Origin of the sequence: Edaphosphingomonas haloaromaticamans (assembly GCF_001853345.1) — a bacterium.
GTDB classification, from domain to species: domain Bacteria; phylum Pseudomonadota; class Alphaproteobacteria; order Sphingomonadales; family Sphingomonadaceae; genus Sphingomonas_E; species Sphingomonas_E fennica.
Window position 1 is genome coordinate 4,043,503 of record NZ_MIPT01000001.1, and the last position, 26,862, is coordinate 4,070,364.

Genomic DNA, 26,862 nt, shown 5'->3' on the forward strand with positions numbered 1-26,862 from the left:
CTTACCGCTGGACCAAATCCGCCGACGAAATACTCGCCTCCGTCAAGCGCTTCTGCCAGAAAGCAATGAAACGTACTTCAGATTCAGGTGACTAGGACCAATCGACATTCAGATGATGGCAGGCCGTCAGGGCTGAATGTCGATTGGTCCCAACCCGAACCCCTTCCGAAGATGACGAAGGCCGCCCCCCTGCCCGATCTTGCGATCCGCCTGCGCCGCACCGCCTTCAACCGGGCGCTGGCCGAAGCCGACCTGGCGGCGATCGGCCCGCTGCTCGCGCCCAACGCCATTCTCGTCACCGGCACGGACAGCGCGGTGATTTCCGGCCGCAAGGCGCAATTGCTGGCATGGAAGCGCGAATTCACGGCGCGGGAGCGGACGATCTACACCCGCACACCGGACACCATCCAGGCTTCGCCGGTGGAACCGATCGCGCTGGAACAGGGCCATTGGCAGGGCCTTGCCGCGGAAGGCGGGGCAGCGGTCGCTTCCGGCACCTATGCCGCCAAATGGCGCAGGATCGGCGCGGACTGGGTGATCGAGGCGGAAATCTACCTCACCCTCGCCTGAGGCGCCCTTCCCGGAGACGCCGGGCGATCACGCCAGCCGTTCGGCCAGGAAATCGACGAACACCCGCACCCGGGCCGGCATGTTCGGGCCGCCGGCGAACACGGCGTGGACCGCCTCCCTATCGCCCGGATTATACTCCTCCAGCAACGGGACGAGCCGGCCGGCGGCGATATCATCCTCCACCCCGAAGAAGCCGACGCGCGTGATGCCGACGCCGTCGATCGCAAGCTGGCCCAGCGTCTCGCCATTGTTCGCCTCGATATTGCCGCTGACGGCGAGGGCATAATCGCGGCCGTCGCGCCGGAAGGGCCAGACCGGCTCGGCCCGGCGGAAATTGAAGCTGAGGCAATTATGGTCGTGGAGGTCCTCGGGAATATGCGGTGTCCCGTGACGCGCGAGATAGGCCGGCGAGGCGACGACCACCCGGCCATTCTCCCCCAGCTTGCGCGCGGTGAGCGGGCTATCGGCCAGCGGGCCGAAGCGGATCGCGACATCGGCCTCGCCGCCGGCGATATCGACCAGCCTGTCGCTGAGGCTGATATCGACGAGGATGTGCGGATGGAGCCGGGTGAATTCGCCCAGCAACGGCACGATGCGGAGCCGGCCATGGGCCTGCGCGGCGCTGATCCGCAAGCGGCCGCGCGGCGCGCCCTGGTCCGCGATCGCCTGCTCCGCATCGTCGAGATCGGTGAGGATGCGCCGCGCGGCCGCGAGATAGGCCTGCCCCTCGGCGGTGAGCGCCAGCGCCCGCGTGCTCCGCAACAGCAGCCGCACGCCCAGCCGCGCCTCGATCCGATCGATCGCGCGGCTGACCGCCGAGGGCGTGAGGCCGAGCTGCCGCCCGGCGGCGGAGAAGCTGCCTTCCGCGACGACGGCGGTGAATATCTCCAGCGCGCGGGCGCGATCGGCGGCGGGGGCGATCTTTGCATCCATTTCAAAAATCCTTCGCCTCCAGCCGGCCTACCGGCGGACTCCGTGGCGATCCATCTATGCGCTCCTATAGCAGTTGAAAGGGACGCGGATGGAATATCGGCAATTGGGAGCGTCGGGGCTCCGGGTGCCCGTGCTGNGCTTCGGCGCCGGCACCTTCGGCGGGGCCGGCCCGCTGTTCGGCGCCTGGGGCAATAGCGACGCGCGCGAGGCGCGGCGGCTGGTGGACATCTGCCTGGAAGCCGGCGTCACCCTGTTCGACACGGCCGACGTCTATTCCGACGGCGCTTCGGAGGAAGTGCTGGGCGAGGCGATCCGCGGCCGGCGCGACGCAGTGCTGATCTCCACCAAGACCGGCCTGCCGACCGGCGACGGGCCGGGCGACTGGGGCGTATCCCGATCGCGCCTGATCCGCGCCGTGGAAGGCGCGCTGAAACGGCTGGGCACCGACCATATCGACCTGCTGCAGCTCCATGCCTTCGATGCCTCGACGCCCGTGGAGGAACTGCTCGCCACGCTCGACATGCTGGTCCGCACCGGCAAGGTGCGCCATGTCGGCGTATCCAACTATCCCGGCTGGCAGCTGATGAAGGCGCTGGCCGTGGCCGACCGCCATGGCTGGCCGCGCGTCATCGCCCACCAGGTCTATTATTCGCTGATCGGCCGCGCCTATGAGGCGGACCTGATGCCGCTGGCGGCCGATCAGGGCGTGGGCGCGCTGGTGTGGAGCCCGCTGGGCTGGGGGCGGCTGACGGGGAAGATCCGCCGTAGCGCGCCGATCCCGGCCGGCAGCCGCCTTCACGAAACCGCCGCCTTCGCGCCGCCGGTGGAGGACGAGCTGCTCTATCGCGTCGTCGACGTGCTGGATGCCATCGCCGGGGAAACCGGCAAAACGGTGCCGCAGATCGCGCTCAACTGGCTGATCGGCCGGCCGACGGTTTCGTCGGTGATCATCGGCGCGCGCAACGAGGAGCAGCTTCGCCAGAATCTGGGCGCCATCGGCTGGTCGCTGACGGCCGAGCAGGTCGCCCGGCTGGACGCCGCGAGCGACGTGATGCCGCCCTATCCGCATGCCCCCTATCGCCAGCAGGAAGGCTTCGCCCGCCTGAACCCGCCGCTCGTCTGACCCGGAAAGCCCGTCATGAAGATCAATCCTCCCCTGCTCGCCCTGGCCGCCGGCGCCTTCGGCATCGGCGTCACCGAATTCGCGCCGATGGGGCTGCTGCCCGTCATCGCCAACGACCTTGGCGTTTCCATCCCCGCCGCCGGCCTGCTGATCAGCGCCTATGCGCTGGGCGTGATGCTGGGCGCGCCGCTGATGACGCTCACCACCGGGCGGATACGGCGGCGGACGCTGCTGATCGGGCTGGCCGCCATCTTCACGCTGGGCAACCTGCTGGCGGCGATATCGACCAGCTACGAGATGCTGCTGGCGGCCCGCATCATCACATCGCTGAACCACGGCGCCTTCTTCGGCGTCGGATCGATCGTGGCGGCCAGCCTCGTGCCGCGCGAACGGCAGGCGGGCGCGGTGGCGGCGATGTTCATGGGGCTGACCATCGCCAATGTCGTGGGCGTGCCGCTGGCGACATGGGCGGGCGAGGAGATGGGCTGGCGCGCGGCCTTCTGGGGCATATCGGCGCTGGGCGTGGTGACGATGGCGGCGCTGCGCCTCACCCTGCCGGACATGGCCGCGCCGAAGGACGGCGATGCCGTGGCCGAGCTGCGGGTGCTGACGCGCGGGCCGGTGCTGGCCGCCCTCGGCCTAACCGTGGTGGGCGCGAGCGCCATGTTCACCGTCTTCACCTACATCACCCCGATCCTGCGCGAGCAGACGCACGCCTCGCTGGGCTTCGTGACGGCGATGCTGGTGACATACGGCCTGGGCCTGACGATGGGCAACTGGCTGGGCGGGCGCTTTGCCGATCGTTCGGTGGACATGACGCTGATCGTCACGCTCGCCTCGCTGGCCGCCGTGCTGGTGCTGTTCGCGGTGCTGATGCCCTATGCCGCACCGACCGCCATCCTCGTCTTCCTGTGGGGCGTGGCGAGCTTCGCGCTGGTGCCGCCGCTGCAGGTGCGGGTGATGGCCGCCGCCGCCGATGCGCCCAACCTCGCATCGTCGATGAACATCGGCGCGTTCAACCTGGGCAATGCCATCGGCGCGGCGCTGGGCGGCGGGGTGATCGCCGCCGGGCTGGGCTATCCGGCCGTGGCGCTGGCCGGCGCCGCGACATCGGCGCTGGGGCTGGGCGCGGTGCTGCTCGCCCGGCGCCCGGCCGGGCAGGCGGCCGAGCAGCTCTGCAACGAAGCCGCCTGACCGCGCCCCATACCAAGGCGTCGAGATGCTGGCGCATCACGCCTGGAAAGGCTCAGACGCCGAACGGGCTTAATCGGGGTTCGATGAGTCACGCTCATCGANCCCCGTCGTCACTCCTCCGCCGGGCAGACCGTGCCGGTCTTGTTTTCGACCAGCCGGGCATCGATCAGGTCCATGTCGAGCGTGCCGCCCGTCTTCAACCGAAGCAGCGGCTGGACCTTGCTGAAATCCTGCCCCTTGAAGCAAGGCAGCGCGATTTCGAGATGGCTGGCGCCGGGGCGGAGCAGGCGGGCGATGGGCAGCGCCGTATCGCCCACCATCAGATGCACGGCCGAGGACGGCGCCTTGCCGACCTTGACGTCCAGGCTGACGAGCATCGAGCCGTTCGCCTCGCGCGAGATATCGGTGGGATCGGCGGCGGCGATGGCGACCCACCCTTCCCCCTTGCCGTTCCAGCCGAGATGCACGACCAGCGGATCGCGCGGGCTGGGACCGGCGGTGACGGCGCCCGCGCCCGCCGGCTTGCCGGCATAGGCGACCGGCGGCGCGCCCGCCGCGCCCAACGTGAGGCCATAGCCGTTCCAGAAGACGCCCCTGGCGAAATAGACGCCGCGGTCGCCATATTGGACGCTGGTCTCCACCTCCGGCAGGCGCGGCGTTTTGGCCGGCGCGGCATAAGTAAGGCCGAACCCGTAGGCGAATTGCGGATCATAATCGGCGTCGCCGATATTGAGGGGCGTCTGGTCCGGCCGCTTCGGCCAGGAGAAGCTGAGCCGGCCGGTGAAATCGTGGCGCGGCTTGCCATCCGCCCCGGCGATCAGCACGTCCGCCACGCCCGCGCCTTCCGATCCCGGCAGGAAGGCCGCGACGAAGGCATCGGCCTGGTTGATCTGCGGGTTCACGTAGAGCGGCCGGCCGGACAGCAGCACCGCCACCGTGGGAATGCCCGCCGCCTTCAGCCGCTTCAGCAGCGCCAGGCTTTCATTGTTGCCATGGTGGAGCGCGACGTCGGTCTGGTCGCCCATATATTCGGCATAGGGCGTCTCGCCGAAGACGACGATGGCCACATCCGGCTTGCGGGCGAAGGCCCCGTCCGGCGCAAGCTCCGCCGTGCCGCCGGCCGCCTCCGCCGCCTGCCGGATACCCTGGTAGATGGAGGTGGCGCCGGGAAATTCGGCCGGTCCATTGTCATTGCCCTGCCAGGAAAGCGTCCAGCCGCCGGTCTGCATCGCCACATTATCCGCGCCCTCGCCCGCAACGAGGATGCGGGCGCCCGGCCGGATCGGCAGCAGCGATCCGTTATTCTTGAGCATCACGAGCGACTTGCGCACCGCCTCACGCGCGACGGCGCGATGCTCCGCCGTGCCGATCGGCCGGAGGGTGCCGGGCCGATCCCTGGGCGCCGTCCCGTCCATGATGCCGGCGCGGAACTTGACGCGCAGCACCCGGCGCACCGCATCGTCCAGCCGCGCCATCGGTATCTCGCCCGATCGGACCTGGCGGATCATATTATGGTATAGCGCCTTCCAGTCGGTCGGCACGTTGAACACGTCCACGCCCGCATTGAAGGCGATCGCGCAGTCGGAAAGCGTGCAGCCCGGAATCTGCGAATGGCCGTTCCAGTCGCCGATGATCAGCCCGTCAAAGCCCATCCGCGTCTTCAGCACATCGGTGAGCAGCGCCTTGTTGGCGTGCATCTTGGTGCCGTGCCAGCTGCTGTAGGAGGCCATCACCGTTTGCGCGCCGGCACCGATGGCGGTGACGTAACCAGCCGCGTCGACCCGGCTCAGCTCCTCCTCCGACACCAGCGAATTGCCCTGGTCCCGGCCCTTGTCGGTCGATCCGTCACCCAGGAAATGCTTGGCGGTGGCGAGAACGTGATCCCGGTCGAGAAAGGCCCTGCCGCTGCCTTCCAGCCCCTCGACGATGGCGGCGGCATAGCGGGAGACGATGCGCGGATCTTCCGAATAGCTTTCATAGGTGCGGCCCCAGCGATCGTCCCGCGCCACGGCGATGGTCGGCGCGAAGGCCCAGTCCATGCCGGTCGAGCGCACCTCCGCCGCCGTCACCGCGCCGATGCGGCGGATCAGATCGGGATCGTGCGCGGCCCCGAGGCCGATATTGTGGGGAAAGAGCGTGGCGCCCAGCACATTATTATGGCCGTGCACCGCATCCGACGCCCACATCAGGGGGATGCGGACATGGTTGGCGCGCGGATCGACCGAGGCCTCCCAATAGGATTGGATCATCTCCACCCAGTCCCCGACCGAGGCATGCTTGTTGCCCCTGGGGAAGGAACCGCCGCCATTCTCGATGCTGCCGATATGGTAATCGCGCACCTCCTCCGGCGTGATCCAGCGGATTTCGGGCTGGAGCGTCTGGCCGACCTTCTCCTCCAGCGTCATCTGCCGGATGATATCCCCGATCCGCGCCTCGATCGCGGGATCGAGGCCGATGGGCGAGCGCGCGGCCGGCCAGATTCCGGGGTGGACGGGCATGGGTTCGGAAGGTGCGGCCGGGGCCTGCGTGCCCTGCGCGGACAGGCCCGCGCCGGCGGACAGGAAAGCGGCCAACGCCAGCCGGGACACCATCCGCGCACATCTGCCTGCCTTCATCCTCATCCTCCAGCCGATCCGGTTGCGGGGCTCAGGCCTCTTTCATGCAGACGCTGATTATCATCCGCCCGGCGCCCTCGCCACAAATTTATGGCAACGTTTTCATCGCTGCCAAAAGGATCAGGCGAGCCGGGGCGCGGTGCTCTGGCGGATGACAAGCCGGTGCGGCAGGATCTCGGCGAGTTCGCCCGTTCCCGCAGGCGTCTCGTCCGGCCTTTCCATGGCGCGCAGCAGGCGGCGGGCGGCGCGCTCGCCAATGTCGCGCGTCGGCTGGGCCACGGTGGATAGCGGCGGATTGGCCATCGCCGCATAGACGGTGTCGTCGAAACCCATGATGGAAAGATCGGCCGGCACCGCAAGGCCGAAGCGCGGCGCGACGCTCATCACGCCCAGCGCGATATCATCATTGGCGCAGAACAGCGCGGTCGGCCGCGTTTCCCGGCCGAACAACCGGTGCGCCGCCGCGATGCCGCCCTGGATGCTGAGTTCGGCATGGAGGATGCGCGCCGCGCCGTCGGCAATGCCCGCCTGCGCCATGGCCGCAACGAAGCCGCGCTCGCGATCCTGGGTGATCAGCGATCCCCGCTCGCCCGAAACGAACATGATCTCGCGATGGCCGCTGTCCAGCAGATAGCGGGTGGCATCGAAGGCCGCCTGATGATTGTCGATATGGACGCTCGGCAGGCTGGCGAGATCCTCGCTGATCGGCTCCAGCCCGATCACCACCGGCAGGCGGGGGAAATTGTCCAGCTCCACCAGCTTCCGGCTGAAGGGCGGCGAGGAGCAGAGCAGGATCACGCCCACCACCTGGCGCGCCACCAGCAGATCGATGAAGCGGCTATGCCCCTGCTCCTCCGACCGGGATTCCATCAGGATGATCGAATAGCGATCGCCCAGCACCCCGCGAATGCCGTCGATGATGTCGGAAAAGATGCTGCTGCCGATATTGTGGATCACCACCAGCACGATGTCGGTGCGGCCGCGCCGGAAGCTCTGGGCCAGCAGATTGGGGCGGAAGCCGGTCTCCTCGATCACCTTGCGGACGCGGGCGAGCGTCTTGCGGTCCACCTTTTCCGGGTTGTTGATGCAGCGCGAAACGGTGGAGTTGGAGACACCCGCCAGCCTGGCGACCTCGACGATCGTGGGTTTGGGCAAAGCGATCACTCCTCGATCCGACAATAATGACGGCAGGCCGGCCCGTCCCCCGCCAGAGCATTTTCCAGTCAGATGACACCATCTGACGACTCGGAAAATGCGGAAAACAAAAGATAATTAGAGCATGGTCCGATTCAGCCAGATCGGATCATGCTCTAGCCCGCAACCCGTCCGCGCGGCAAGGCGCCGGCGCGGACGGACCATCCGTTCAGAGCGTGGAGGAAATCTTCCAGAGGTCGATCCCGCCTTCCTGGGCATGGGTATCGATCTCGGCCAGTTCCTCCGCCGTGAAAGCGAGATTGTCGAGCGAGCGGAGCGTATCGGCGAGCTGGTCCACCGTGCGCGCGCCCACCAGCGCGGAGGTGACGCGCGGATCGCGCAGCACCCAGGCGATCGCCATCTGCGCCAGCGTCTGCCCGCGCCGCTTCGCGATCTCGTTCAACGCGCGAATCCGCGCGATATTGTCGGGCGTGATCAGCGACTGGCTGAACGATCCGGGCCGGGCGGCGCGCGCATCTTCCGGCACGCCGTTCAGATATTTGGTCGTCAGCAGGCCCTGCGCCAGCGGCGAGAAGGCGATGCAGCCGGTGCCGAGATCGGCCAGCGTGGCGAGCAGATCCTGCTCGATCCAGCGGTTCAGCATCGAATAGCTGGGCTGGTGGATCAGCAGCGGCACCTTATGCTCGGCCAGGATCGCGGCCGCCTGGCGCGTCAGTTCCGGCGAATAGCTGGAAATGCCGACATAGAGCGCCTTGCCCTGCCGGTGCAGCGTGGCGAGCGCGCCCATCGTCTCTTCCAGCGGCGTATCGGGATCGACGCGGTGGGAATAGAAGATGTCGACATAATCCAGGCCCATGCGCTTCAGGCTCTGGTCGCACGAGGCGATCAGATATTTGCGCGATCCGCCCACGTCGCCATAAGGCCCCGGCCACATGTCCCACCCGGCCTTGGTGGAAATGACCAGCTCGTCGCGGTGGCTGCGGAAGTCCGTCGCCATCACCCGGCCGAAATTCTCCTCCGCCGATCCGTAGGGCGGCCCGTAATTATTGGCGAGATCGAAATGGCTGATGCCGTGATCGAAGGCATGGCGCAGGATCGCCCGGCCGGTCTCGAACACGTCGTCGCCGCCGAAATTCTGCCAGAGGCCGAGCGAAATGGCCGGCAGCTTCAGCCCCGATCGCCCGCAGCGGCGATAGGGCATAGTATCGTAGCGGCCGGGGGCGGCGGCATAGGGCGTGGGAAAAGCCATGGGGATCAATCCAGCAGGTTGAGAATTGCGTCGATGCCGATCCGGGCGATCTCGAGATCCTCCTCGCCCGAAAGGCCGCTGACGGCGACAGCGCCGAGGCATTCGCCGCCATGGAGAAGGGGTGCGCCGCCATCCCAGCCGACATAGCGCGCATCGCCATGATAATGAACGTCGGACCCGTCCGCCTGCGCGCTGCGGCCGATATCGCCGCTGGGCCGGCGGACGCGGGCGGCGGTGTAGGCCTTGTTCTGCGCGATCACGATCGACGGCAGCGGGCAACCATCCATCCGCCAAAGCGCGATCAGCTCGCCATGCCCATCGCTGACCGCGATCGCCGCCGCCTTGCCACGGCGCCTCAACTCATCCCGGCAAGCATCCACGGCGACGGATGCCTCGGCCTCTCCCAATATACAAACGGAACGCATGCGAGCCTTTCAGTGGTAACGTTTTCACGACGCTAGCACCGATCCCTCTGCTTGAACAGCCGGTCGATCATCTGGGCCCGGCCGAGCCTGCCGCCGTCGAAGCGGCGGCAGGCTCGCTTCACTGAAACGCCCTCAGCGCACGGCGTGGGCCTTTTGTGGGAAGCGCTGGCGGAAGTCCGTCAGTTCCAGCGAGAAATCGTCCTCGCCGTGGAAATCGGCGTCGCTGAGCTGCGGCTTTTCCTGCTGCTTGTACCAGGCGGCATAGTCGGCCGTATCGACGCTCAGGCTCTTATAGTGGGTGGAATAGGTGCGGACCTTGATGGTCGGCACGGGGGCGGCCATGTCGAAGGTCATCAGCCGCAGCCAGCCGTCGCCGATCCCTACCGGCCATTCGGATTTCACGCCCGCATCCTTGGCGGTCTGGCCGCGATCCTGATAGTCGGCGAGCACCTGGTGCACCTTGTGGCCGAAGCTGTTGGTGTCGGTGCGCACCGCCTGGCCATGTTCGTGGCCGCACAGCACCAGGAATATCTGGTCGTGCCGGCTGATGAACTTGTCCCAGATCATCTGGGGGCTGTTGTCCTGCGGATCGGCGGCGTGGCCATCGATCATCGGGTTGGGGATGCGGCGCGCTTCCTTGTCCATATAATCGTGCATCGTCACGATCGTCGGCAGGCCGGGATATTTCTTCACGATCGAGGCCGCCCATTCCAGCGAGGCGTTGGGGGCATCGAACTGCAGGCCGATATGGAGGAACCTGTAGCCGCCGGCGGTGAAGATCTGGGCGCTGTCCGCGCCGCCGTCATGCGATGCGACATACCAGGGCTGGCCCTTGAAGAAGGGGGACTGATCGCCGAACACGCTGCGGAAATTGTTGAGCCCGCCGGGATGGAGCATGCCGAGCGACGCCATGTCCTTGGGATCGAACTTCGCGGCCGGCGGGAATTTGGAGTCCGTCCACATCGCGTCATAATCATGATTGCCCGGCACGACGGAGAAGGGAACCTTGCCGGCGAGCAGCATATAGCCCGAGCGCGCGGCGGGCATCTCCACCGACTTCACCTTCTCGGTCGGCGCGAAATGGGCGTCGAGCATGGGATTAGCCGCCCGCTTGAAGCCGCGCTTGGCATGATCGGGGTCCATGGCGATCGTCTGGTGCTGCCACACGTCGCCCAGCGCCGTCACGAAGGCGATGTCGCCGCCCGCGCTCTCCACATTGTCGGCGACATATTGCAGCTGCTGCATGAACATGTCGCGCGCGTCGAAGGGAAAGCCCTCGGCGGTCTGGTGCGTGTAATCGACATAATTCTGCGTGTCGGGGATCACCGCGATGGTGAAGCTGCCATCCTTGGCGGCGAGCGGCGCCGTCGCCAGCACGGTGGCGATCAGGGCGCAGCCGCGGAACAGGCGCATATATCGGGACATGGTGCTTTCTCCTTGCAGGGAAATCAGAAGGTGACGCCGAATTCGGCGCGATAGGTGCGGCGCGATCCGGCGATAAAGGTGGGGATGCCGAAATAATCGCCGGTATTGCCGGCATCGACGAGGAACTTCTTGTCGGTGAGGTTGTCGCCGACCAGCGCGAAGGACCATTTCTTGTCGCGCGGGGTGAAGGTGATCCGCGCGCTCAACAGACCGTAGCCGTTCTGGAATTCATCGACGACGCGATCGGAATAGGCCGCCGGCACGCGCTGCTGCAGATCGAGCCGGTCGTTATCCTCGAAGAAGAACATCTTGGACTGCCAGCTGTAGAGCGGCGCGAAGGCGACCGTGCCGCCCTTCAACGGCGCCTCGAAATTGCCGCCGATCGCGAACTTGTGATCGGGGCTGTTGCGGAACATGTTGCCGTCATAAAGGCCGGCGCGGAAGCGGGCATGGTTGTAGCCGTAGCTGCCGAAGACCGAGATGCCGGGGGTGAGCTCGTAGCTCAGCTGCGCCTCGAAGCCGGTGGCGTCCGCCTTGCCGGCATTCACCGTGGCGACGATGCCGTCCTTCAGGCCCAGCGTCTGGAAATTCTCATATTCATAATGATAGACCGAGGCATCGCCGACCAGGCGGCCGCCCAGCAGGCGGAACTTGACGCCCGCCTCCGTCGATTTCAGCGTCTCCGTGGGGATCAGCTGCGCCGGTGTGGTGGGGTTGAGCTGCAGCACCTCCGGCCGCTTGCCGATGCCGTAGACCGCGTAGAGATTGACGTCCGGCGTCAGCTTGAAGCGCAGGCCCGCGCGGCCGGTGACGTTGCTGGAGCTGTTGCTGCCGGTGAGCACCGCATTGCCGGGCGTGGGCTGGAGCAGCAGGCCGCCGCCGGTGAGGCTGGACGGCCCGAGCGGGGTGAGGCCCTGGAGGGTGAGATCCTTCTTGTCCCACGTCGCGCGCGCGCCGGCGAACAATTCCAGCCGATCGGTGAGGTGGGCCGTCACATCCGCGAAGATATCGTAGGTGGTGATCTTGGCGCCGGTGATCTGCTGATCGAGCTGGAACGCCTTCAGCACGTTGGCGGCCGGCCCGAGCAGGGCGTTGATCTCCGCGTTGGTGAGGCCGCGCGGGGCGAGATTCTGCAAGGTGCCGCCCAGCAGCAGCGCCATCGCACGCTCGTCATATCCCATCTCCATGCTCATGCCGTTATTGGCATGGAACACGCTGCCGCCGATGAAGCCTTCGAAGATGCCGACATCCTTGAAGTTGAGGCGCAGCTCCTCCGAATATTGCTTGCCGTCGTTGCACTGATGATAGGCGATCAGGTTGGTCGGCGTGCCGTCATTATCGCCCGACTGGCAGGCATCGAACCAGCGATAGCCGCTGATCGAGGTGAGGCTGAGGCGATCGTTCAGGCGCCAGTCCGCCGTGCCGCTGATGCCGACGATCTCGCGATGGAAATAAGGCGAGGGCAAGGTGCCGAAGGTATCGAGGTGGGTGGGCGTCCAGAAGCGAAGATCGCCGACCACCGCGCCGGTCGTCTGATCGAGCGGCAGGAAGGTGCGCGACTTGAAGGGAACGCCGCCCTTGGTGTCGTCCACGTCATAGGTGGCGATCAGGTTGAAGCTGAAGTCGCTGGTCGGTTCCCACTTGCCCGCGAAGCGATAGGCCTGGGCGTCGAGCGCGTTGTAGGTGCCGCTGCCGTCGCTGTCCTTGACGAAGCCGTCGCGCTTGCGCTTGAGCGCGCCGAAACGGATGCCGAGCGTGTCGCTGACCGGCAGGTTCACCACGCCCTGCAGGCTGTAATAATCATAATTGCCGCCGCCGGCCTTGAGCTCGACCGAGAGATCGTCGGTCGGCCGCTTCTGGAAGATCGAGACGCCGCCGTTGAGCGCGGAGCGGCCATGGAGGGTGGATTGCGGCCCCTTCTCCACCTCGACGCGGTCGATGTCGAACAGCTCGCCATAGGCCGAGGCGGTCTGCACCACCGCGACGCCATCCTGGAACACGGCGACGCGCTGTTCCGCCTGGGGGGAGAATTCGTTGGAGGTGATGCCGCGCACGGAGAAGCCGGGGGCGAACTTGTCCTGCAACTGGATGACGAAGCCGGGGGTGATGGCCGATATCTTGGAAAGCTCGGTGCCGCCGATCTGGTCGAGGAAGCCGGAGCCGTAAGCGCTGATCGACATCGGGACATCGGTGATTCGCTGTTCGCGCTTCTGCGCGGTGACGATGATGTCGCCGCCCATCGCATCCGGGGCGGGAGCCGCTTCCGGCGCGGCGTGAGCCTGCGCCGCCGCCAATATCAACAGGCTGGAAGAAAAAAGGAACTTGCGCACGACCCGATCTCCATGGACCATTTACGAGACGGGCGTGTATCGTTATTCTATGACAGATTTGCTGCACGAAAGCTGCACGGAAATGGCGAGCGAAATAATGGATGCAGGCATCACGCGCGGCCGCGGCCGGCCGCGCGACACGCAGAAGGATGCGACGATCCGGGACGCGGCATGGCGCGTCCTGGCCGACAAGGGCTATGAGGGGCTGACCTTCGAGGCGATCGCCGAGCTGGCCGGGTGCAGCCGCGCCACCCTCTATCGGCGCTTCGCTTCCAAGGACGAGCTGATCACGGCGATCCTGCACGAAACCTCGCGAGCGATCGAACCGGGTTTCGCCGCCGGCGAATCCCCCCGCAATATCCTGATCGGCCATGCCAGCGCAGCCGCCGACTATCTTTCGGGCGAGCGGGGCCAGGCGATCCTGAAGCTGGGCTTCACGATCGCGCACCTGCCCGATCTGGCGGCGGCGATCGGCCGGCATGCCGATCAGGAACGGACCTTCTACATCCGCGAGTTCCGACGGCTGGCCCCGGCCGCCGCGCTGGCGGACATCGAATTCGCCTGCCACACGCTGATCGGCAGCGTGACCTACCATGTCGCCATCCTGCGACGCCCGCTTCCCCCGGCGCGCATCGCCCAGCTGGTCGATCAGGCGATCGCGCTGGTTGCCGATCGAACCGGAAGCCGCTGACCGGCAGCCCGAGGCGAATGGGATGGGGGGTGCGGCTGCCCCATCCCCGGTCGCGCGCCATTGCGATGAGGCGCCGCGCGTTCTAGCGGACGGGCATGCCTGCCATCGTCCGCTCCGCCCGCCGCCTTGCCTTTCCCCTGCTCGCTTTCGGTTTCGCCGCATCGGCCCTGGCCGATCCCGCCGCGCATATCGGCAATGTCACCATCACCCGCGACGATTGGGGGATCGCCCATATCGACGGCAAGACCGATGCGGACGCCGTGTTCGGCATGATCTATGCCCAGGCCGAGGACGACTTCAACCGGATCGAGACCAACTATCTGGTCAATCTCGGCCGGCTGGCGGAAGCCGAGGGCGAAAAGGCGATCTGGCAGGATCTGCGCCAGCGCCTGTTCGTCGATCACGAACGGCTGAAGACTGATTATGCGCGCAGCCCGCAATGGCTGAAGGCGCTGATGCAGGCCTGGGCGGATGGCCTCAACCATTATCTCGCCACCCATCCCGATGTCCGCCCCCGCGTGATCCGCCGTTTCGAGCCGTGGATGGCGCTGAGCTTCACCGAAGGCAGCATCGGCGGCGATGTGGAGCGGGTGCCGCTGAGCCAGCTCGAAGCCTTTTACGGCAGGAAGCAGATCGCCATGACGGCCGACGAGAAGGGCCTCCTCTATCGCGAGCCGCAAGGATCGAACGGCATCGCCATCGCGCCCGCCCACACGAAGGACGGCCACGCGCTGCTGCTGATCAACCCGCACACCAGCTTCTTCTTCCGCGCCGAGCAGCAGGTGAAGAGCGGCGAGGGGCTGGACGCCTATGGCGCGGCCACCTGGGGCCAGTTCTTCATCTATCAGGGGTTCAACGACCGGATCGGCTGGATGCACACGTCCAGCGGGATCGACAATGTCGACGAGTTCGCCGAGACGATCGTGCGCCGGCCGGACGGCGGGCTCGCCTACCGCTACGGCAAGGCGCTGCGCCCCGTTGCCGAAAGGACTATCCGGCTGGCCTATCGCGCGGCGGACGGGACGATGGCCGAGCGCAGCTTCACCACCTATTCCACGCATCACGGGCCGATCGTGCGCGAGGCGGACGGCAAGTGGATCGCCACCGCCCTGATGAACCGGCCGGTGCCCGCGCTGGAGCAGAGCTATCTGCGCACCAAGGCGCGCGATTATGCGGGCTTCCTGAAGGTGGCCGAACGCAAGGCCAATTCCTCCAACAACACGCTGTTCGCGAGCGCCGATGGGGACATCGCCTATCTCCATCCCCAGTTCGTGCCGATCCGCGACGATCGCTTCGACTATCGCCGCCCCGTGGACGGCAGCGATCCGGCGACCGACTGGAAGGGGCTGCACAGCCTGGCCAGCCTGCCGCAGGCGGTGAACCCGAAGAATGGCTGGGCCTTCAACACCAACAACTGGCCGTGGACGGCCGCCGGCAAGGACAGCCCCAGGGCGGCGGATTATCCCCGCTACATGGATCAGGTGGGCGAAAATCCGCGCGGGCCGCATGCCGAACGGGTGCTGAACGCGCAGGCGCGGTTCACGCCCGAAACGCTGATCGCGGCCGCTTACGATCCCTATCTCACCGCCTTCGCGCGGCTGATCCCCGGCCTGGTCGCCGCCTATGATCGCGCGCCCGATCCGGCGCTGGCCGGGCCGATCGGCCTGCTGCGCGGCTGGGACCATCGCTGGGGACTGGAGAGCGAGGCCACGTCGCTGGCGGTGTTCTGGGGCGAGGCGATGTGGGAGCCCGCCGCCGGCCCCGCCAAGGATGCCGGGCTTTCGGTGTGGGATTATATGGCGACGCGGGCGAGCGATGCGGAGCGGCTGGCCGCGCTGCGCGCCGCCGTGGCGCGGCTGACGCAGGATTTCGGCGGCTGGCGGGTGCCGTGGGGCGAGATCAACCGATACCAGCGCAACGACGGCGCGATCGAACAGGTTTTCGACGATGCCAGGCCCAGCATCGCGGTGCCCTTCACCGCATCGCAATGGGGATCGCTCGCGGCGTTCGGGGCGAAGCGCTATCCGGGGACGAAGCGCTATTATGGCACCCGCGGCAACAGCTTCGTCGCCACCGTGGAATTCGGCCCGCGCATCCGCGCCTGGGCGGTGAGCGCGGGCGGCGAGAGCGGCGATCCGGCATCCCCGCATTTCGCCGATCAGGCCCGGCTCTATGCCGAGGGCAAGCTGCGCCCGGTCTATTTCTACCCGGACGAGCTGGCCGGGCATATTGGGCGGCGTTATCGCCCCGGCGAGTGAAGCGGGGCCGCGCCCGCTCAGCCGAGGCGGGCCAGCACCGCCCCTGCCCGCATCCGGGCGACGATATGCCCTTCCCGTTCCGCCGGATCGCGGGAGAGGTGGAGCATGCCGAGGCCGATCGTCCACAGGGACAGGAAGTGCGAGAGCAGGTCCTCATTGGGCGTGGCGCCGGCATCGTCGCGCACCTGCCCGCGCGCCAGCCGCATCGACCAGGCCTGGCGGGCCAGTTCCGGATCGCGCCAGCCGGCCAGGAACAATTCGCAGGATGCGAGGACGAGCGGAACCTCGCCGGCCATCTGCCGGGTGATCATCGGCGGGAACATGGCGACCACCCGGTCGACCAGCCCCGCGCGCNCCAGCCGGCCGGCGGGGACCGATCGGGTGAAGCGGCGATGGATATCCTCGTAGATCGCCATCACCAGATGCTGGCGGGTCGGGAAATTGTAGAGCACCGATGACGGCGCGACCGCCGCCCGCGCCGCCACCTTGCGGTAGCTGAGCGCGTCGCCGCCCGATTCGGCCATCATGCGGATGCCGGCATCCAGCACCGCGCGGGCGACATCCCCCGAAGCGGCGCGATCGGCGTCGCCCGGATCGCGCCGCTTTTCCCGGTCGCGGAAGGCACGCAGCCAGCCGCCGGCATCGGCATCCCGCCGGCCGAAAACGAAGAGGAGCAGCTCGCGATCGAGCACGTCCTTCTCGACCCGGAAGGCATGAGGCGCGCTCGCCAGCGCCACCCCGACGATCAGTTCCAGCACGAAGCCGGCCATGTCCGCCGGCAGGCCCGCTTCGCCGGCCATCGCGGCGACCATGCGGGCCTCCCAGTCGCGCGCCATCGGCGCGTAGGTCCCGTCGCGCGCCGCCTGGGCCAGCAGGTGGAGGATGCCGGCGGTCGCTCGCTCCGCTTCGCCCAGCCAGGTGCGCAGCAGCGCGATCACCAGCTCCGTATCCGGCACGGGCAAGGCGGCGAGGCCCGCGAAGGCCGAAAGGGCCGTGGCCGTGGCCGCGACATGCCGGTCCGCCGCGCGGGCGTAGATCGCCTTCAGCAGCGCCTGCTTGCTGACGAAATGATGCTGCAAGGTCGCGGCGGGCACGCCGGCGCGATCGGCGATGCCGCGCACGCTCGCCCCTTCCGGGCCGGCTTCGGCCAGGACCGCGAGGCCCGCATCGAGAATCAGATCCACCGTCGTCACGATCGCCATCGGCCGCTCATAGCAGGCGGGCGGAACCGGCTCCAATAATCAATACGATCGTATCTTTTATAATGCCGCTCCCCTCATATCGAGTCCCGATTGACTTATGAATGTCACATATATGCAGGATTTTCCCTCTATCGGAGGCACCGAGCTTCCAAACGGGGATTGATACAAATGTATTGTCATGACAGGTTCCGTCCTCATAACGGGGAGAGAGAAATGACTGAGGGGACGAAGGCGCCGAGACGCCTCGGGATGCTGCTGGGCGGGTGCGCGGCGATGCTGCTGGCAAGCGCGCCGGCCGCGGCGCAGGTAGCGAACGCGGACGGCGGCGATGGCGGGCAGGCCGTCCGGGAAAATGCGGCGGACGAGATCATCGTCACCGCGCAGCGGCGCGAGCAGGCGATTACCGAGACCTCCGCCTCCGTCACCGCATTCTCGGCCGAGCGGCTGCAATCGATCGACGCGCAGGACGCGCGCGACCTGACGATGTTCGCGCCCAGCCTGACCTTCATCAAGAGCGCGCAGATCAACCAGATCGCGATACGCGGCCTGGGATCGCCGGGGCTCGACGATTTCGAAAGCGCGGTCGGCTTCTACAATGACGGGGTCTACACCTCGAAATCGCGCAACGCGCTGACTCCCTTCTACGACATGGGCGGCATCGAGGTGCTGCGCGGCCCCCAGGGCGTGCTGTTCGGCAAGAATGCGCTGTCGGGCGTCGTCAGCCTCCGCACCGCCGATCCCTCCCATGATTTCGGCGGCTTCGTGACCGCGCAGGGCGGCAGCCTGGACCTGTTCGAGGCGACCGGCGCCGTCACCGGCGGGATCAACGACGATGTGAGCTTCCGCCTGGCCGGCATGGTGCGCCGGCGCGGCGGATATCTGGACGATCTGGCGCCGGGCAAGAGCGACGGTGGCAAGCAGCGCACCTATGCGGTCCGCGCCAAGAGCACCATCGACCTGGGCGACACCACGCGGTTGAAGCTGAAATATGAATGGTTCCAGGATGATGAGCATGGCTACACCCGCCAGCTCACCTCCGTCGGCCCGGCCGATGCGGTGAACCCCGCCTTCAACGGCATCGAGACCGAGCTCGACGATCGCGTCTATTCGGGCCAGTCGGGCATCTACAATGTCGATGCGCTGGTCGGCACCCGCGCGCATATCGCCACGGCGGATCTGGAGCAGGAGATCGGCAATGGCGACACGCTGTCGATCATCGCCGGCTACACCAATTTCCACCACGTCCTGCGGCGCGGCGATGCGCTGCCGATCGACACGCTACTGCAGGCCAACCCCACCCGCAACGAGGCGGCGACGCTGGAAATCCGGCTGACATCGGCCGACGACCGGCCGTTGCGCTACATCGTCGGCGCCTATGGCGACATGACCTGGACCAAGCGGCGCGGCTATTCCGCGCTGAACTTCACCGGGGTGGGGCAAGGCGTGCGCGCGGCCCTGATCGGCAACGGCATCCCCGCCGCGCTGCTCCCCTCGCCCCAGGGTTTCGACGAAGCCAACACGCTGATCCTCGCCAGCCCGTTCGACCAGAAAGGCAAGAGCTGGGCGGCCTTCGCGGAGCTGAGCTACGACCTGACGAGCAAGCTGAGCGTGACGGCGGGCCTGCGCTACAGCTGGGACAGGAACAGCATCCGGCGCGGCTTCGATCGATCGCTGGACCTGAACGGAAACATCTTCGCCTCGGTCGCAAGCTATGCGGCGGTCGTGCCCGTGCCCGGCTTCCAGATCGCGCCGGGGCTGACGGTGGAGCAGCTGCTCGCCGGCACCATGCAGGGCGTCTACGGCGCCTTCCTCGCGCTGCCCGGCACACCGGCGGACGATGGTTCGATGAGCGACGGCAACCTCCAGCCCGCCGGCCGCATCGAATATCACCCGTGGGACCGGGTGCTGCTCTACGGCACGGTGCAGACCGGCACCAAGCAGGGCGGCTTCAACGCCTCCAGCCTGCTGCCCGCCACCGCCTTCGGCAAGGAGAAGGCGCTCGCCTTCGAAATCGGCGCCAAATATGATTTCGGCATCGGCTATGCCACGCTGGCCGCGTTCCGCACCAATTTCGACGACCTGCAGGTTTCCGCCACCAACACCGCCGGCGCGGTCGACACGATGAACGCCGCCAAGGCGGTGTCGCAGGGCTTTGAGGCGGAGATATCGGTGCAGCCGATGCGCGGCGTGCGGCTGGGCGCCTCCTACGCCTATCTCGACGCGCATTATCGCCGCTTCGTGAATGCGCCGTGCACGGTGGACCAGCTCCACGCCCAGCCCAATGGCTGCTCGCAGGATCTGACCGGGCGGCCGCTGCCCAATGCGCCGGCCAATTCCGCATCCGTCTATGCCGATACCGAAATTCCGTTGACCGACCGGCTGAACCTGAAGGCATCGGCCAATATCGGCTGGAAATCGGATTTCTACACCGAGATCACCGATACGCCGCAGCAGAAGGCGGATTCGCTGGCGATCGTGAACGGCCGGATCGGCGTGGAGCTGCCCGACACCGGCCTCACCATCTCCCTGATCGCCAAGAACCTGTTCGACGAGCGCGGCGCGCTGATGCGCCAGCGGGCGTCCAACGCGCGCGATCCGGGCACCATCCTGTCGCTGATCAACGAGCCCCGCACCTTCGCGGTCGAAGCCCGCTTCGCCTTCTGATTCCCCAAAACATGAGAAGAGATGCCATGATCCGATCCTCCCTCCTGGCAGCCGCCGCGCTGCTGGCGGCAACAGCCGCCACCGCCGGTCCCCAGCCCGCCTTCCAGCCGGACATGCCGGACAAGGCCAGCCCGGCGCCGTGGACGCAGGCGCCCGCCGCCCGGCCGGATGCGATCCGCTTCGCCGTGATCGGCGACCGCACCGGCCTCGCCCGGCCCGGCGTGTTCGAACAGGCGGTGAAGCAGGCGGACGGGCTGAAACCCGAATTCCTCATCAATGTCGGCGATCTCGTCGAAGGCTATACCGCCGATGCCGGGGAGCTTGCCGAGGAATGGGGCGCGATCGAAAAGGCCATCGGCGAAATCCGCATCCCCTTCTTCTACGTCGCCGGCAATCATGACCTGGGCAATCAGGCAATGCTGGACGTGTGGCGCGCCAAGCGGGGCGAGCCTTATTACGCCTTCACCTATAAGGGGGCGCTGTTCCTGATCCTCGATACCGAGGATCCGCCCCGCGACATGTCCCCCGAATTCGCCGCCCAGTTCCACGCGCTGGCGGCGCAGATGAAGACCGATCCGGCCGGCACCGAGGAGAAGCTGAAGGCGGCGCTGGCCGGCGTGAACGCCAAGCGGGCGACGGGTGAGACCGATCCCGCCATGGCCGCGCTGGAAAGCGCGCGCTTCAGCCAGAAGCAGGTGGACTGGGCGCTCGATACGCTGAAGCGGCACAAGGATGCGCGCTGGACCTTCGTGCTGATGCACAAGCCGGCGTGGAAGCTCCATTCCGCCGAATTCGACCGGATCGAGGCGGCGCTGGGCAGCCGCAACTATACGGTGATCGCCGGGCACAACCATTATTATGCGCATGAGGTCCGCAACGGCCGCGATTATCTGACGATGGGCACCGCCGGCGCGGTTTCCCACCAGCACGGGCCGGGCGAGATGGACCATCTCGCCTGGATCACGCTGGACGAAGGCGCGCCCTCCATCTCCCTGCTCCGCCTCACCGGCATCCTCGACCGCAAGGGCGAAAGCGGCCAGCCGCTCGCCAAGTGAGCGGGCATCGCCGATTCTGATGCCGGGGGCCGGGCAACGCGGCGGCCCCCGGAAATGGCGGGCATACAAGGGCGCCCCGAGGCCCGATCCGGTTCGGCCTGAACCGGATCGGGCCGCTCCTCATATCTGGACGAGGTGGGCGACTTCCGCGGCCGTCTCCGTCGCCGTGCTGCCGCGCCCGACGATGCGCCCGCCCTGCATCGCGCAATAGCCGTCGGCGAAGCGCCAGACGAAATCCAGATATTGCTCGACGATCAGGATCGTCATGCCCAGCGTGTCGCGCACGGTGCGCAGCGCCGCCTCGATCTGCTGCACGACATTGGGCTGGATGCCCTCGGTCGGCTCGTCCAGCAGCAGCAGGCGCGGCGCGCCCGCCAGCGCGCGGCCGATGGCGAGCTGCTGCTGCTCGCCGCCGGAAAGGAAGCCGCCCTTGCGATCGCGAATGGCGTGCAGCTTGGGGAAAAGATCGAAGATGTGCTGCGGCACGCGGGCATTGCCGCCAACCCGGCCGCCGCCGGCCGAAAGGCCGGTTTCCAGATTCTCCATCACCGTCAGGTGGGGAAAGATATGGCGCCCCTGCGGGACATAGCCGATCCCCGCGCGCGCGCGCCGATAGGCCGGCAGGCCGGTGATGTCCGCGCCTTCGAAGACGATCCTCCCCGCCGTCGCGGATCGCGTGCCGGCGATCGCGCCGAGCAGGGTGGACTTGCCGACGCCGTTGCGCCCGATCAGCGCCGTCGCGGTGCCGGGCGCAAGCTCGATCCCGACATCCCACAGCACCTGGCTCTGGCCATAGGCGCTGGCCAGCCCCTCCGTCGAAAGCAGCGCCCCGCTCATGCCGCATGCCCCAGATAGACGGCGGCGACCTCCGGGTCGGCGCGCACCTCCGCGACGCTGCCCTGCTTCAGGAACCGGCCCTGGTGCATCACCGTGACGGACGCGGCGAGCTGATCGACGAAGCTCATGTCATGATCGATCACCAGCACCGCGCGGTCGGCGCCCAGATCGCGGATCAGATCGGCGGTCCGGCTGGTCTCCGCCGGCCCCATGCCCGCCGTTGGCTCGTCCAGCAGCAGCAGCTCGGCCCCCGTCGCCACCACCATGCCGATCTCCAGCCACTGCTTCTCGCCATGGGCGAGCAGCCCCGCCATCACCGCCCGCCGGTCCGCCAGCCCGATCAGGTCCAGCGTCTCTTCCACCATGGCCCGCTCCCCGACCGGGATGCCGAAGCCGAAGCTCTTCCACCAGCGCCGGTCGCGCCGCGCGGCCAGCGCCAGATTGTCCGCCACGCTCAGACTGGGCAGCACGCCCGGCGCCTGGAACTTGCGGCAGATGCCGCGCGCGACGATCTGCTGCTCCGGCAGGCGGCCGATATCCTCGCCACGGAAGAGGATGCGGCCGTCGGTGGCCCGGACACGGCCGATGATCGTGTCGCACAGCGTGGACTTGCCGGCCCCGTTCGGGCCGATCACCACCCGCGTCTCGCCGCGCTGGAGCGTCAGGCTGAAATTATCGAGCGCCTTGAAGCCGTCGAAGTCGACGGTCACACCATCGACCGCGAGCAGCAGGTCCGCCACCGCCGATCCGGTCATGCCCGCCCCTCCCCGCCGAAACGCGCCCTGGCGAAGCCCGCGAGCCCGTTGGGCAGCAGGGTCACGACCAGGATGAACAGCGCGCCGATCAGGTAGAGCCACAATTCGGGCATGGCGCTGGATATACCGTCGCGCGCCAGGTTCACGGCCAGCGCCCCCAGGATCGCGCCCGCCAGGCTGTATCGCCCGCCGATCGCCACCCACACGACCATCTCGATCGACGGCACCACCCCCACCAGCGCGGGCGCGACGACGCCGGCATGGAGCGTGAACAAGGCCCCCGCGACGCCGGCCAGCAGCCCCGCGATCGCGAAGGCGACCACCTTGAACGGCGTCGGGCTGTATCCCAGGAAACGCGCCCGGTTCTCGCCGTCGCGCACCGCGCGCAGCAGCATGCCGAAGCGCGAGGCGAGCAGCAGCCTGAGGCCGATGAAGGCGAGGCAGAGGATCGCCAGCGTCACCCAGTAAAGCCCCTTCGCCACCGCCGGGCGCGAGAGGCCGAAGCCGAAGACGCTGTAGAAATCGGTAAGCCCGTTGAAGCCGCCGGTCACATCCTGCCGGCTGGTCAGCAGCGTCGCGAAGGCGAGCGCCAGCGCCTGCGTGATCAGGGCGAAATAGGTGCCGCCGACGCGCCGGTGGAACACCGCCCAGGCGAACAGCGCCGCCACCAATGCGGGCACGATCAGGATCGCGGCCAGCGTGAAGGCGGGGCTGGCGAAGGGCTGCCACCAGAAAGGCAGGCTTTCCCGCCCGCTCCACACCATGAAATCGGGCAGCTCGCCCGCCGGCAGATCGGCCAGCTTCATGTGCATGGCGATGGCGTAGCCGCCCAGGCCGAAGAACACGCCCTGCCCCAGGCTCAATATGCCGCCATGGCCCCAGATCAGCACCAGCCCCAGGGCGAGGATCGCCATCGCCATGAAGCGGGCGAGCAGGTTGAGATTATAGGCCGAAAGCAGGAAGGGCGCGGCAATGGCGAGCGCGAGGAGCGCCCAGGGGACGAAGCGGCGGAGCCGCGCGCCCGGCAGGCGGCGCTCCGTCGCCCGCGGCGGGATGGCGATCGCGGCGTCAGGCATCGAGCGCCCGGCTGCGTATGGCGATCACGCCCTGCGGGCGCGCCTGGAGGAAGAGGATCACGAACAGCAAGAGCAGCACCTGCGCCATGCTGACGTCGACGAAGATCTGCGCGAGCGCGGAGAACAGCCCCAGGATCAGCGCCGCCACGGTGGTGCCGACAAGGCTGCCGAGCCCGCCCATCACCACCACCAGGAAGGCGGGAATGATGTAGCTCTGCCCCACATTGGGCGTGACGGGCCCGAGCAGCGCCAGCACCACGCCCGCCAGCCCGGCGATGCCGGAGCCGAGGCAGAAGACCATGAGGTCGACGCGGCGCACATCGATGCCCACCGCGCCCGCCATCATCCGGTCCTGGTTCACCGCGCGGACGAGGAGGCCGATCCGCGATCGCTTCAGGAGCAGCGCGATCCCGGCGAGCACCGCGATGGTGACGGCGATGATGAACAGCCGCGTCGAAGGCAGGTTGACGCCGCCGATCGCCATGCCGCCTCCCAGCCAGTCCGGCGCCCGCACCTCCACGCCGATCGCCCCGAATATGTCGCGCGCCGCCTGCTGCAGGATCAGGCTCCCGCCCCACGTCGCCAGCAGCGTATCCAGCGGGCGCTGGGCCAGCCGGCTGATGAGCGCCGTCTGCACCACGCCTCCCATCAGCGCCGCGCCGGCGAACGCCACGGGGATCGCGATCAGGATGGCCAGCGGCCCCGGCACCACGATCAGGGTGAGATAGGCGAGATAGCCGCCCAGCATCAGCATCTCGCCATGGGCCATGTTGATGACGCGCATCAGGCCGAAGCTGAGCGCCAGCCCCAGCGCCGCCAGCAGGTAAAGCGACGCAACCGAAACGCCGTTGAAGAGCTGTGTCAGGAAAAGCAGGCTGTCCATCGCCGCCTCCGATCGACCCGGCCGGTCAGAGCTTGCACGTCTTGCCGGGGAAGGCGAGCGGATCATAGGGCTCGGGCGCGATGTCCGCGCCGGAATCGGCGATGATCTCGAACTGGCCGTCGCCCTTGAGCTTGCCGACATAGGCCTTCTGCACCAGGCTCTGGTTGGGCGCGAAGCTCACCTTGCCCATCGGCGTGTCGAAGCCACCGAGCGCCGCGGCCGCCTTGCGCACCGCTTCGGGATCGAAGCCGCCGGCCTTCTCGGCCGCCGCCTTCCACGCCCAGACATTCAGATAACCGTGCACCATCGGATCGGTGATCGCGGCATCCGCGCCGAATTTCTTGCGATAGGCCTCGATGAACCGCGCATTGTCCGGCAAGGCGAGGCTCTGGAAATAATTCCAGGTAGCGTAGCTGCCCTCGACCAGTGCCGCGCCCATCGCCTGCGCTTCCTGCTCGCCGATGGAGAAGGACATCACCGGCAACGTCTTGGGGCTGAGGCCGGCCGCCTGCATCTGCTTGAAGAAGGCGACGTTGCTGTCGCCGTTCAGCGTGTTGATGACGATCGCGGGCTTCGCGGACTGGATTTTCGCGATCACGCCCGAAAAGTCGGTCCCGCCCAGCGGCACATAGGCCTCGCCGGCCACCGCCATGCCGCCCTTCTCGATATGCTTCTTCAGGATCAGGTTGGCGGTGCGGGGATAGACATAGTCCGATCCCACCAGGAAATAGCTCTTATATCCCTGCTTCATCGCCCATTCGAGCGCGGGCAGCGCCTGCTGGTTGGGCTGCGCGCCCGAATACATGATGTTGGGCGAACATTCATTGCCTTCGAACTGGACGGGATACCAGAGCAGGTTGCCGGTCCGCTCGAACACCGGCAGCATCGCCTTGCGGCTGGCCGACGTCCAGCCGCCGAAGACGGTGGCGACGCCACCATCCTCGATCAGCTTCGACGCCTTCTGGGCGAAGGTCGAAGGATCGGAGGCCCCGTCCTCCACCAGCGCCGTGATCTTCTTGCCCAGCACGCCGCCGGCGGCATTGATCTCGTCGATCGCCAGCATTTCGGCATTCTTCACGGTGATCTCGCTGATCGCCATCGTGCCGGTCAGCGACTGGAGCACGCCCACCGCGACGCCATCGCCCTTGGCCGCGCCATCCGCGCCGCCGCCCGAGCAGGACGCCAGCGCCAGCGCGAGGCCCGACACGGCGAGAGCCAGGATCTTGGACGATTGAAAGGCCATTTCGCTACTCCCTAAGCGCACCGCCGGATGGCGGGCACACCCCCTGCCGGGATGGCGCGAACGCTAGGAAAGGGCGGGCTCCGCTCGATATGCGTCATTTGACGTAGGCGGCCGCCCTGCCGACCTCGATAGGATCGCCCCGACAAGCGCCGACGCCGCCGGAAAACCGGGCGCGAAGGTGGCATTCGAACGGGGGCGCAACCTTGATAGCGACCGAGCAGAAGCAGGATGGCACCGCCGCACGGGTGACGGGTCCGCCCTGGCCGGACCCCGCGGGACTGCGCCGCAGGATCGGCGCAATCGTGCGCGATCCGCTCTTCGCCTTCCTCATCGTCGGCGGCGGCTTCTTCGCCGCCTATCACGCGATCGAGGCGAGCCGGAAGGAGCCCGTCCACTACAGCCGCGAAATCCAGGCCGCGCAGGTCGAGGAGTTCGAGATGCTGGCCGGCCGCAAGGCGAGCGAGGCGGACAAGGCGCGGATGCGCGACAATTTCATCGCCGACGAACTATTGTTCCGCGAGGCGATCGCCCGCGGCATGCACCTTACCGACAGCCAGACCCGCAAGCATCTGACGGACAAGGTGCGCTACCTCATCGCCGGCGCCCCGCCGGAGCCGACCGAGGAACAGCTCGTCGATTATTATTCGGACAATCTGAAGCGCTATCAGGCGGAGCCGAAGATCAGCTTCTCGCAGGTCTTCTATTCCGCGGCGCCCGCCGATCCGGCGGCGGTGCTGGCCGCGCTCAATGCCGGCCAGCGGGTCGGCGGCGACGATTTCTGGCTCGGCCGCGATTATCCCCAATATGGCGAGAGCATGGTGCGCGGCATCTTCGGCCAGCCCTTCGTCGAACGGCTGCGCAAGGCGCCCGACGGCGCCTGGTTCGGCCCCGTCCGCTCACCGCGCGGGTGGCATTTCGTCCGCAAGGATCGGAGCTTTGCCCCGTCGCTGATGCCCTATGCCCAGATCCGCGATCAGGTGCGCCAGGATTTCATGATGGCCGCGACCAATTCGGTGGTCGATCGCGAAGTGGCCAAGCTCAAGGAGAAATTCGATGTTCGGATCGATCGCTAGGCTCGCCGCGCTGGCGCTGGCGGCCGCGACGATCGCGGCCGCACCGGCCCGCGCCGATATCTTCCTGTCAGGCGAGTTCAGCCTCTCGCGCGGGGAGGAGCCGGAC

Annotated in this window: 21 protein-coding genes; 8 read left to right on the forward strand and 13 right to left on the reverse strand. The window is 67.4% G+C overall.

Features of this window, described 5'->3' with window-relative positions; genetic code table 11:
• Window positions 1-171: 171 nt before the first annotated feature.
• Complete coding sequence (locus tag BHE75_RS18760; RefSeq protein ID WP_070934789.1) at window positions 172-570, forward strand: nuclear transport factor 2 family protein; 399 nt, start codon at window positions 172-174, stop codon at window positions 568-570.
• A gap of 27 nt (window positions 571-597) precedes the next feature.
• Here the strand turns inward: BHE75_RS18760 and BHE75_RS18765 are convergent, their stop codons facing one another.
• Complete coding sequence (locus BHE75_RS18765; RefSeq protein WP_070934790.1) at window positions 598-1,503, reverse strand: LysR family transcriptional regulator; 906 nt, start codon at window positions 1,501-1,503, stop codon at window positions 598-600.
• 88 nt (window positions 1,504-1,591) lie between these two features.
• Here BHE75_RS18765 and BHE75_RS18770 point away from each other — a divergent pair, with 88 nt between their 5' ends.
• Window positions 1,592-2,626 (forward strand): aldo/keto reductase, encoded by a 1,035-nt coding sequence (locus BHE75_RS18770; protein WP_070934791.1) that lies wholly within the window; start codon window positions 1,592-1,594, stop codon window positions 2,624-2,626.
• Window positions 2,627-2,641: 15 nt separating this feature from the next.
• Complete coding sequence (locus BHE75_RS18775) at window positions 2,642-3,820, forward strand: MFS transporter (protein WP_070934792.1); 1,179 nt, start codon at window positions 2,642-2,644, stop codon at window positions 3,818-3,820.
• Window positions 3,821-3,930: 110 nt separating this feature from the next.
• Here BHE75_RS18775 and BHE75_RS18780 read toward each other — a convergent pair whose 3' ends face one another.
• The 6 genes from BHE75_RS18780 to BHE75_RS18805 all read right to left on the reverse strand — a co-directional run bounded on the left by BHE75_RS18780 (window position 3,931) and on the right by BHE75_RS18805 (window position 13,019).
• Window positions 3,931-6,435 carry a glycoside hydrolase family 3 protein gene (locus BHE75_RS18780; protein ID WP_084653354.1) on the reverse strand — a complete coding sequence of 835 codons (2,505 nt, stop codon included), beginning with the start codon at window positions 6,433-6,435 and terminating at the stop codon, window positions 3,931-3,933.
• Window positions 6,436-6,555: 120 nt separating this feature from the next.
• Window positions 6,556-7,590 (reverse strand): LacI family DNA-binding transcriptional regulator, encoded by a 1,035-nt coding sequence (locus BHE75_RS18785; protein WP_070936133.1) that lies wholly within the window; start codon window positions 7,588-7,590, stop codon window positions 6,556-6,558.
• A 208-nt stretch (window positions 7,591-7,798) separates the two neighbouring features.
• Entirely contained in the window at window positions 7,799-8,839 is a 1,041-nt protein-coding gene (gene mgrA / locus BHE75_RS18790) for an L-glyceraldehyde 3-phosphate reductase (protein WP_070934794.1), read from the reverse strand.
• A 5-nt stretch (window positions 8,840-8,844) separates the two neighbouring features.
• Window positions 8,845-9,264 (reverse strand): GlcG/HbpS family heme-binding protein, encoded by a 420-nt coding sequence (locus BHE75_RS18795; protein WP_070934795.1) that lies wholly within the window; start codon window positions 9,262-9,264, stop codon window positions 8,845-8,847.
• A 132-nt stretch (window positions 9,265-9,396) separates the two neighbouring features.
• A complete protein-coding gene (locus tag BHE75_RS18800) occupies window positions 9,397-10,689 on the reverse strand; it encodes a metallophosphoesterase (RefSeq protein ID WP_070934796.1) in 1,293 nt (430 codons plus the stop codon).
• Between the two features lie 23 nt (window positions 10,690-10,712).
• Complete coding sequence (locus BHE75_RS18805) at window positions 10,713-13,019, reverse strand: TonB-dependent receptor (RefSeq protein WP_070936135.1); 2,307 nt, start codon at window positions 13,017-13,019, stop codon at window positions 10,713-10,715.
• An 82-nt stretch (window positions 13,020-13,101) separates the two neighbouring features.
• Between BHE75_RS18805 and BHE75_RS18810 the strand changes: the two genes are divergently transcribed.
• On the forward strand, window positions 13,102-13,710 hold the full coding sequence (locus BHE75_RS18810; protein WP_070936138.1) for a TetR/AcrR family transcriptional regulator: 609 nt from the start codon (window positions 13,102-13,104) through the stop codon (window positions 13,708-13,710).
• A gap of 95 nt (window positions 13,711-13,805) precedes the next feature.
• On the forward strand, window positions 13,806-15,968 hold the full coding sequence (locus BHE75_RS18815) for a penicillin acylase family protein (protein WP_139181773.1): 2,163 nt from the start codon (window positions 13,806-13,808) through the stop codon (window positions 15,966-15,968).
• 17 nt (window positions 15,969-15,985) lie between these two features.
• Here BHE75_RS18815 and BHE75_RS18820 read toward each other — a convergent pair whose 3' ends face one another.
• The gene (locus BHE75_RS18820) at window positions 15,986-17,170 is read right to left on the reverse strand and encodes a TetR/AcrR family transcriptional regulator (RefSeq protein WP_139181774.1); all 1,185 of its coding nucleotides are present in this window, start codon (window positions 17,168-17,170) and stop codon (window positions 15,986-15,988) included.
• A 213-nt stretch (window positions 17,171-17,383) separates the two neighbouring features.
• Between BHE75_RS18820 and BHE75_RS18825 the strand changes: the two genes are divergently transcribed.
• Window positions 17,384-19,834: a TonB-dependent receptor gene (locus tag BHE75_RS18825; RefSeq protein WP_191225226.1), complete on the forward strand. Its 2,451-nt coding sequence runs from the start codon at window positions 17,384-17,386 to the stop codon at window positions 19,832-19,834.
• Between the two features lie 26 nt (window positions 19,835-19,860).
• Window positions 19,861-20,889, forward strand: coding sequence for a metallophosphoesterase family protein (locus BHE75_RS23560; RefSeq protein WP_084653357.1), 1,029 nt, complete (start codon window positions 19,861-19,863; stop codon window positions 20,887-20,889).
• A 120-nt stretch (window positions 20,890-21,009) separates the two neighbouring features.
• On the opposite strand, the gene urtE is transcribed toward BHE75_RS23560, so the two are convergent.
• From urtE to urtA, 5 genes are read right to left on the reverse strand one after another with little or no spacing between them, the layout of a single operon-like run.
• Entirely contained in the window at window positions 21,010-21,726 is a 717-nt protein-coding gene (urtE, locus tag BHE75_RS18835) for an urea ABC transporter ATP-binding subunit UrtE (RefSeq protein ID WP_070934799.1), read from the reverse strand.
• Entirely contained in the window at window positions 21,723-22,481 is a 759-nt protein-coding gene (urtD, locus tag BHE75_RS18840; protein ID WP_070934800.1) for an urea ABC transporter ATP-binding protein UrtD, read from the reverse strand. Before urtD ends, urtE begins: the two co-directional genes overlap by 4 nt.
• A complete protein-coding gene (gene urtC / locus BHE75_RS18845; protein ID WP_015458185.1) occupies window positions 22,478-23,557 on the reverse strand; it encodes an urea ABC transporter permease subunit UrtC in 1,080 nt (359 codons plus the stop codon). Before urtC ends, urtD begins: the two co-directional genes overlap by 4 nt.
• Window positions 23,550-24,440, reverse strand: coding sequence for an urea ABC transporter permease subunit UrtB (gene urtB, locus BHE75_RS18850; protein ID WP_070934801.1), 891 nt, complete (start codon window positions 24,438-24,440; stop codon window positions 23,550-23,552). The genes urtC and urtB overlap by 8 nt, the downstream gene beginning before the upstream one ends.
• A gap of 25 nt (window positions 24,441-24,465) precedes the next feature.
• Window positions 24,466-25,683 (reverse strand): urea ABC transporter substrate-binding protein, encoded by a 1,218-nt coding sequence (urtA, locus tag BHE75_RS18855; protein WP_070934802.1) that lies wholly within the window; start codon window positions 25,681-25,683, stop codon window positions 24,466-24,468.
• A gap of 203 nt (window positions 25,684-25,886) precedes the next feature.
• Between urtA and BHE75_RS18860 the strand changes: the two genes are divergently transcribed.
• Complete coding sequence (locus BHE75_RS18860) at window positions 25,887-26,756, forward strand: peptidyl-prolyl cis-trans isomerase (RefSeq protein WP_084653359.1); 870 nt, start codon at window positions 25,887-25,889, stop codon at window positions 26,754-26,756.
• Window positions 26,757-26,862: the final 106 nt, after the last annotated feature.

Coding starts and splice junctions, on each gene's coding strand:
- BHE75_RS18775 (WP_070934792.1), top strand. CDS start 2,642: ATGAAGATCAATCCTCCCCTGCTCGCCCTGGCCGCCGGCGCCTTCGGC.
- BHE75_RS18760 (WP_070934789.1), top strand. CDS start 172: ATGACGAAGGCCGCCCCCCTGCCCGATCTTGCGATCCGCCTGCGCCGC.
- BHE75_RS18795 (WP_070934795.1), bottom strand. CDS start 9,264: ATGCGTTCCGTTTGTATATTGGGAGAGGCCGAGGCATCCGTCGCCGTG.
- urtA (WP_070934802.1), bottom strand. CDS start 25,683: ATGGCCTTTCAATCGTCCAAGATCCTGGCTCTCGCCGTGTCGGGCCTC.
- BHE75_RS18780 (WP_084653354.1), bottom strand. CDS start 6,435: ATGAAGGCAGGCAGATGTGCGCGGATGGTGTCCCGGCTGGCGTTGGCC.
- urtE (WP_070934799.1), bottom strand. CDS start 21,726: ATGAGCGGGGCGCTGCTTTCGACGGAGGGGCTGGCCAGCGCCTATGGC.
- BHE75_RS18825 (WP_191225226.1), top strand. CDS start 17,384: ATGACTGAGGGGACGAAGGCGCCGAGACGCCTCGGGATGCTGCTGGGC.
- urtD (WP_070934800.1), bottom strand. CDS start 22,481: ATGACCGGATCGGCGGTGGCGGACCTGCTGCTCGCGGTCGATGGTGTG.
- mgrA (WP_070934794.1), bottom strand. CDS start 8,839: ATGGCTTTTCCCACGCCCTATGCCGCCGCCCCCGGCCGCTACGATACT.
- BHE75_RS23560 (WP_084653357.1), top strand. CDS start 19,861: ATGATCCGATCCTCCCTCCTGGCAGCCGCCGCGCTGCTGGCGGCAACA.
- urtC (WP_015458185.1), bottom strand. CDS start 23,557: ATGCCTGACGCCGCGATCGCCATCCCGCCGCGGGCGACGGAGCGCCGC.
- BHE75_RS18810 (WP_070936138.1), top strand. CDS start 13,102: ATGGCGAGCGAAATAATGGATGCAGGCATCACGCGCGGCCGCGGCCGG.
- urtB (WP_070934801.1), bottom strand. CDS start 24,440: ATGGACAGCCTGCTTTTCCTGACACAGCTCTTCAACGGCGTTTCGGTT.
- BHE75_RS18800 (WP_070934796.1), bottom strand. CDS start 10,689: ATGTCCCGATATATGCGCCTGTTCCGCGGCTGCGCCCTGATCGCCACC.
- BHE75_RS18765 (WP_070934790.1), bottom strand. CDS start 1,503: ATGGATGCAAAGATCGCCCCCGCCGCCGATCGCGCCCGCGCGCTGGAG.
- BHE75_RS18815 (WP_139181773.1), top strand. CDS start 13,806: ATGCCTGCCATCGTCCGCTCCGCCCGCCGCCTTGCCTTTCCCCTGCTC.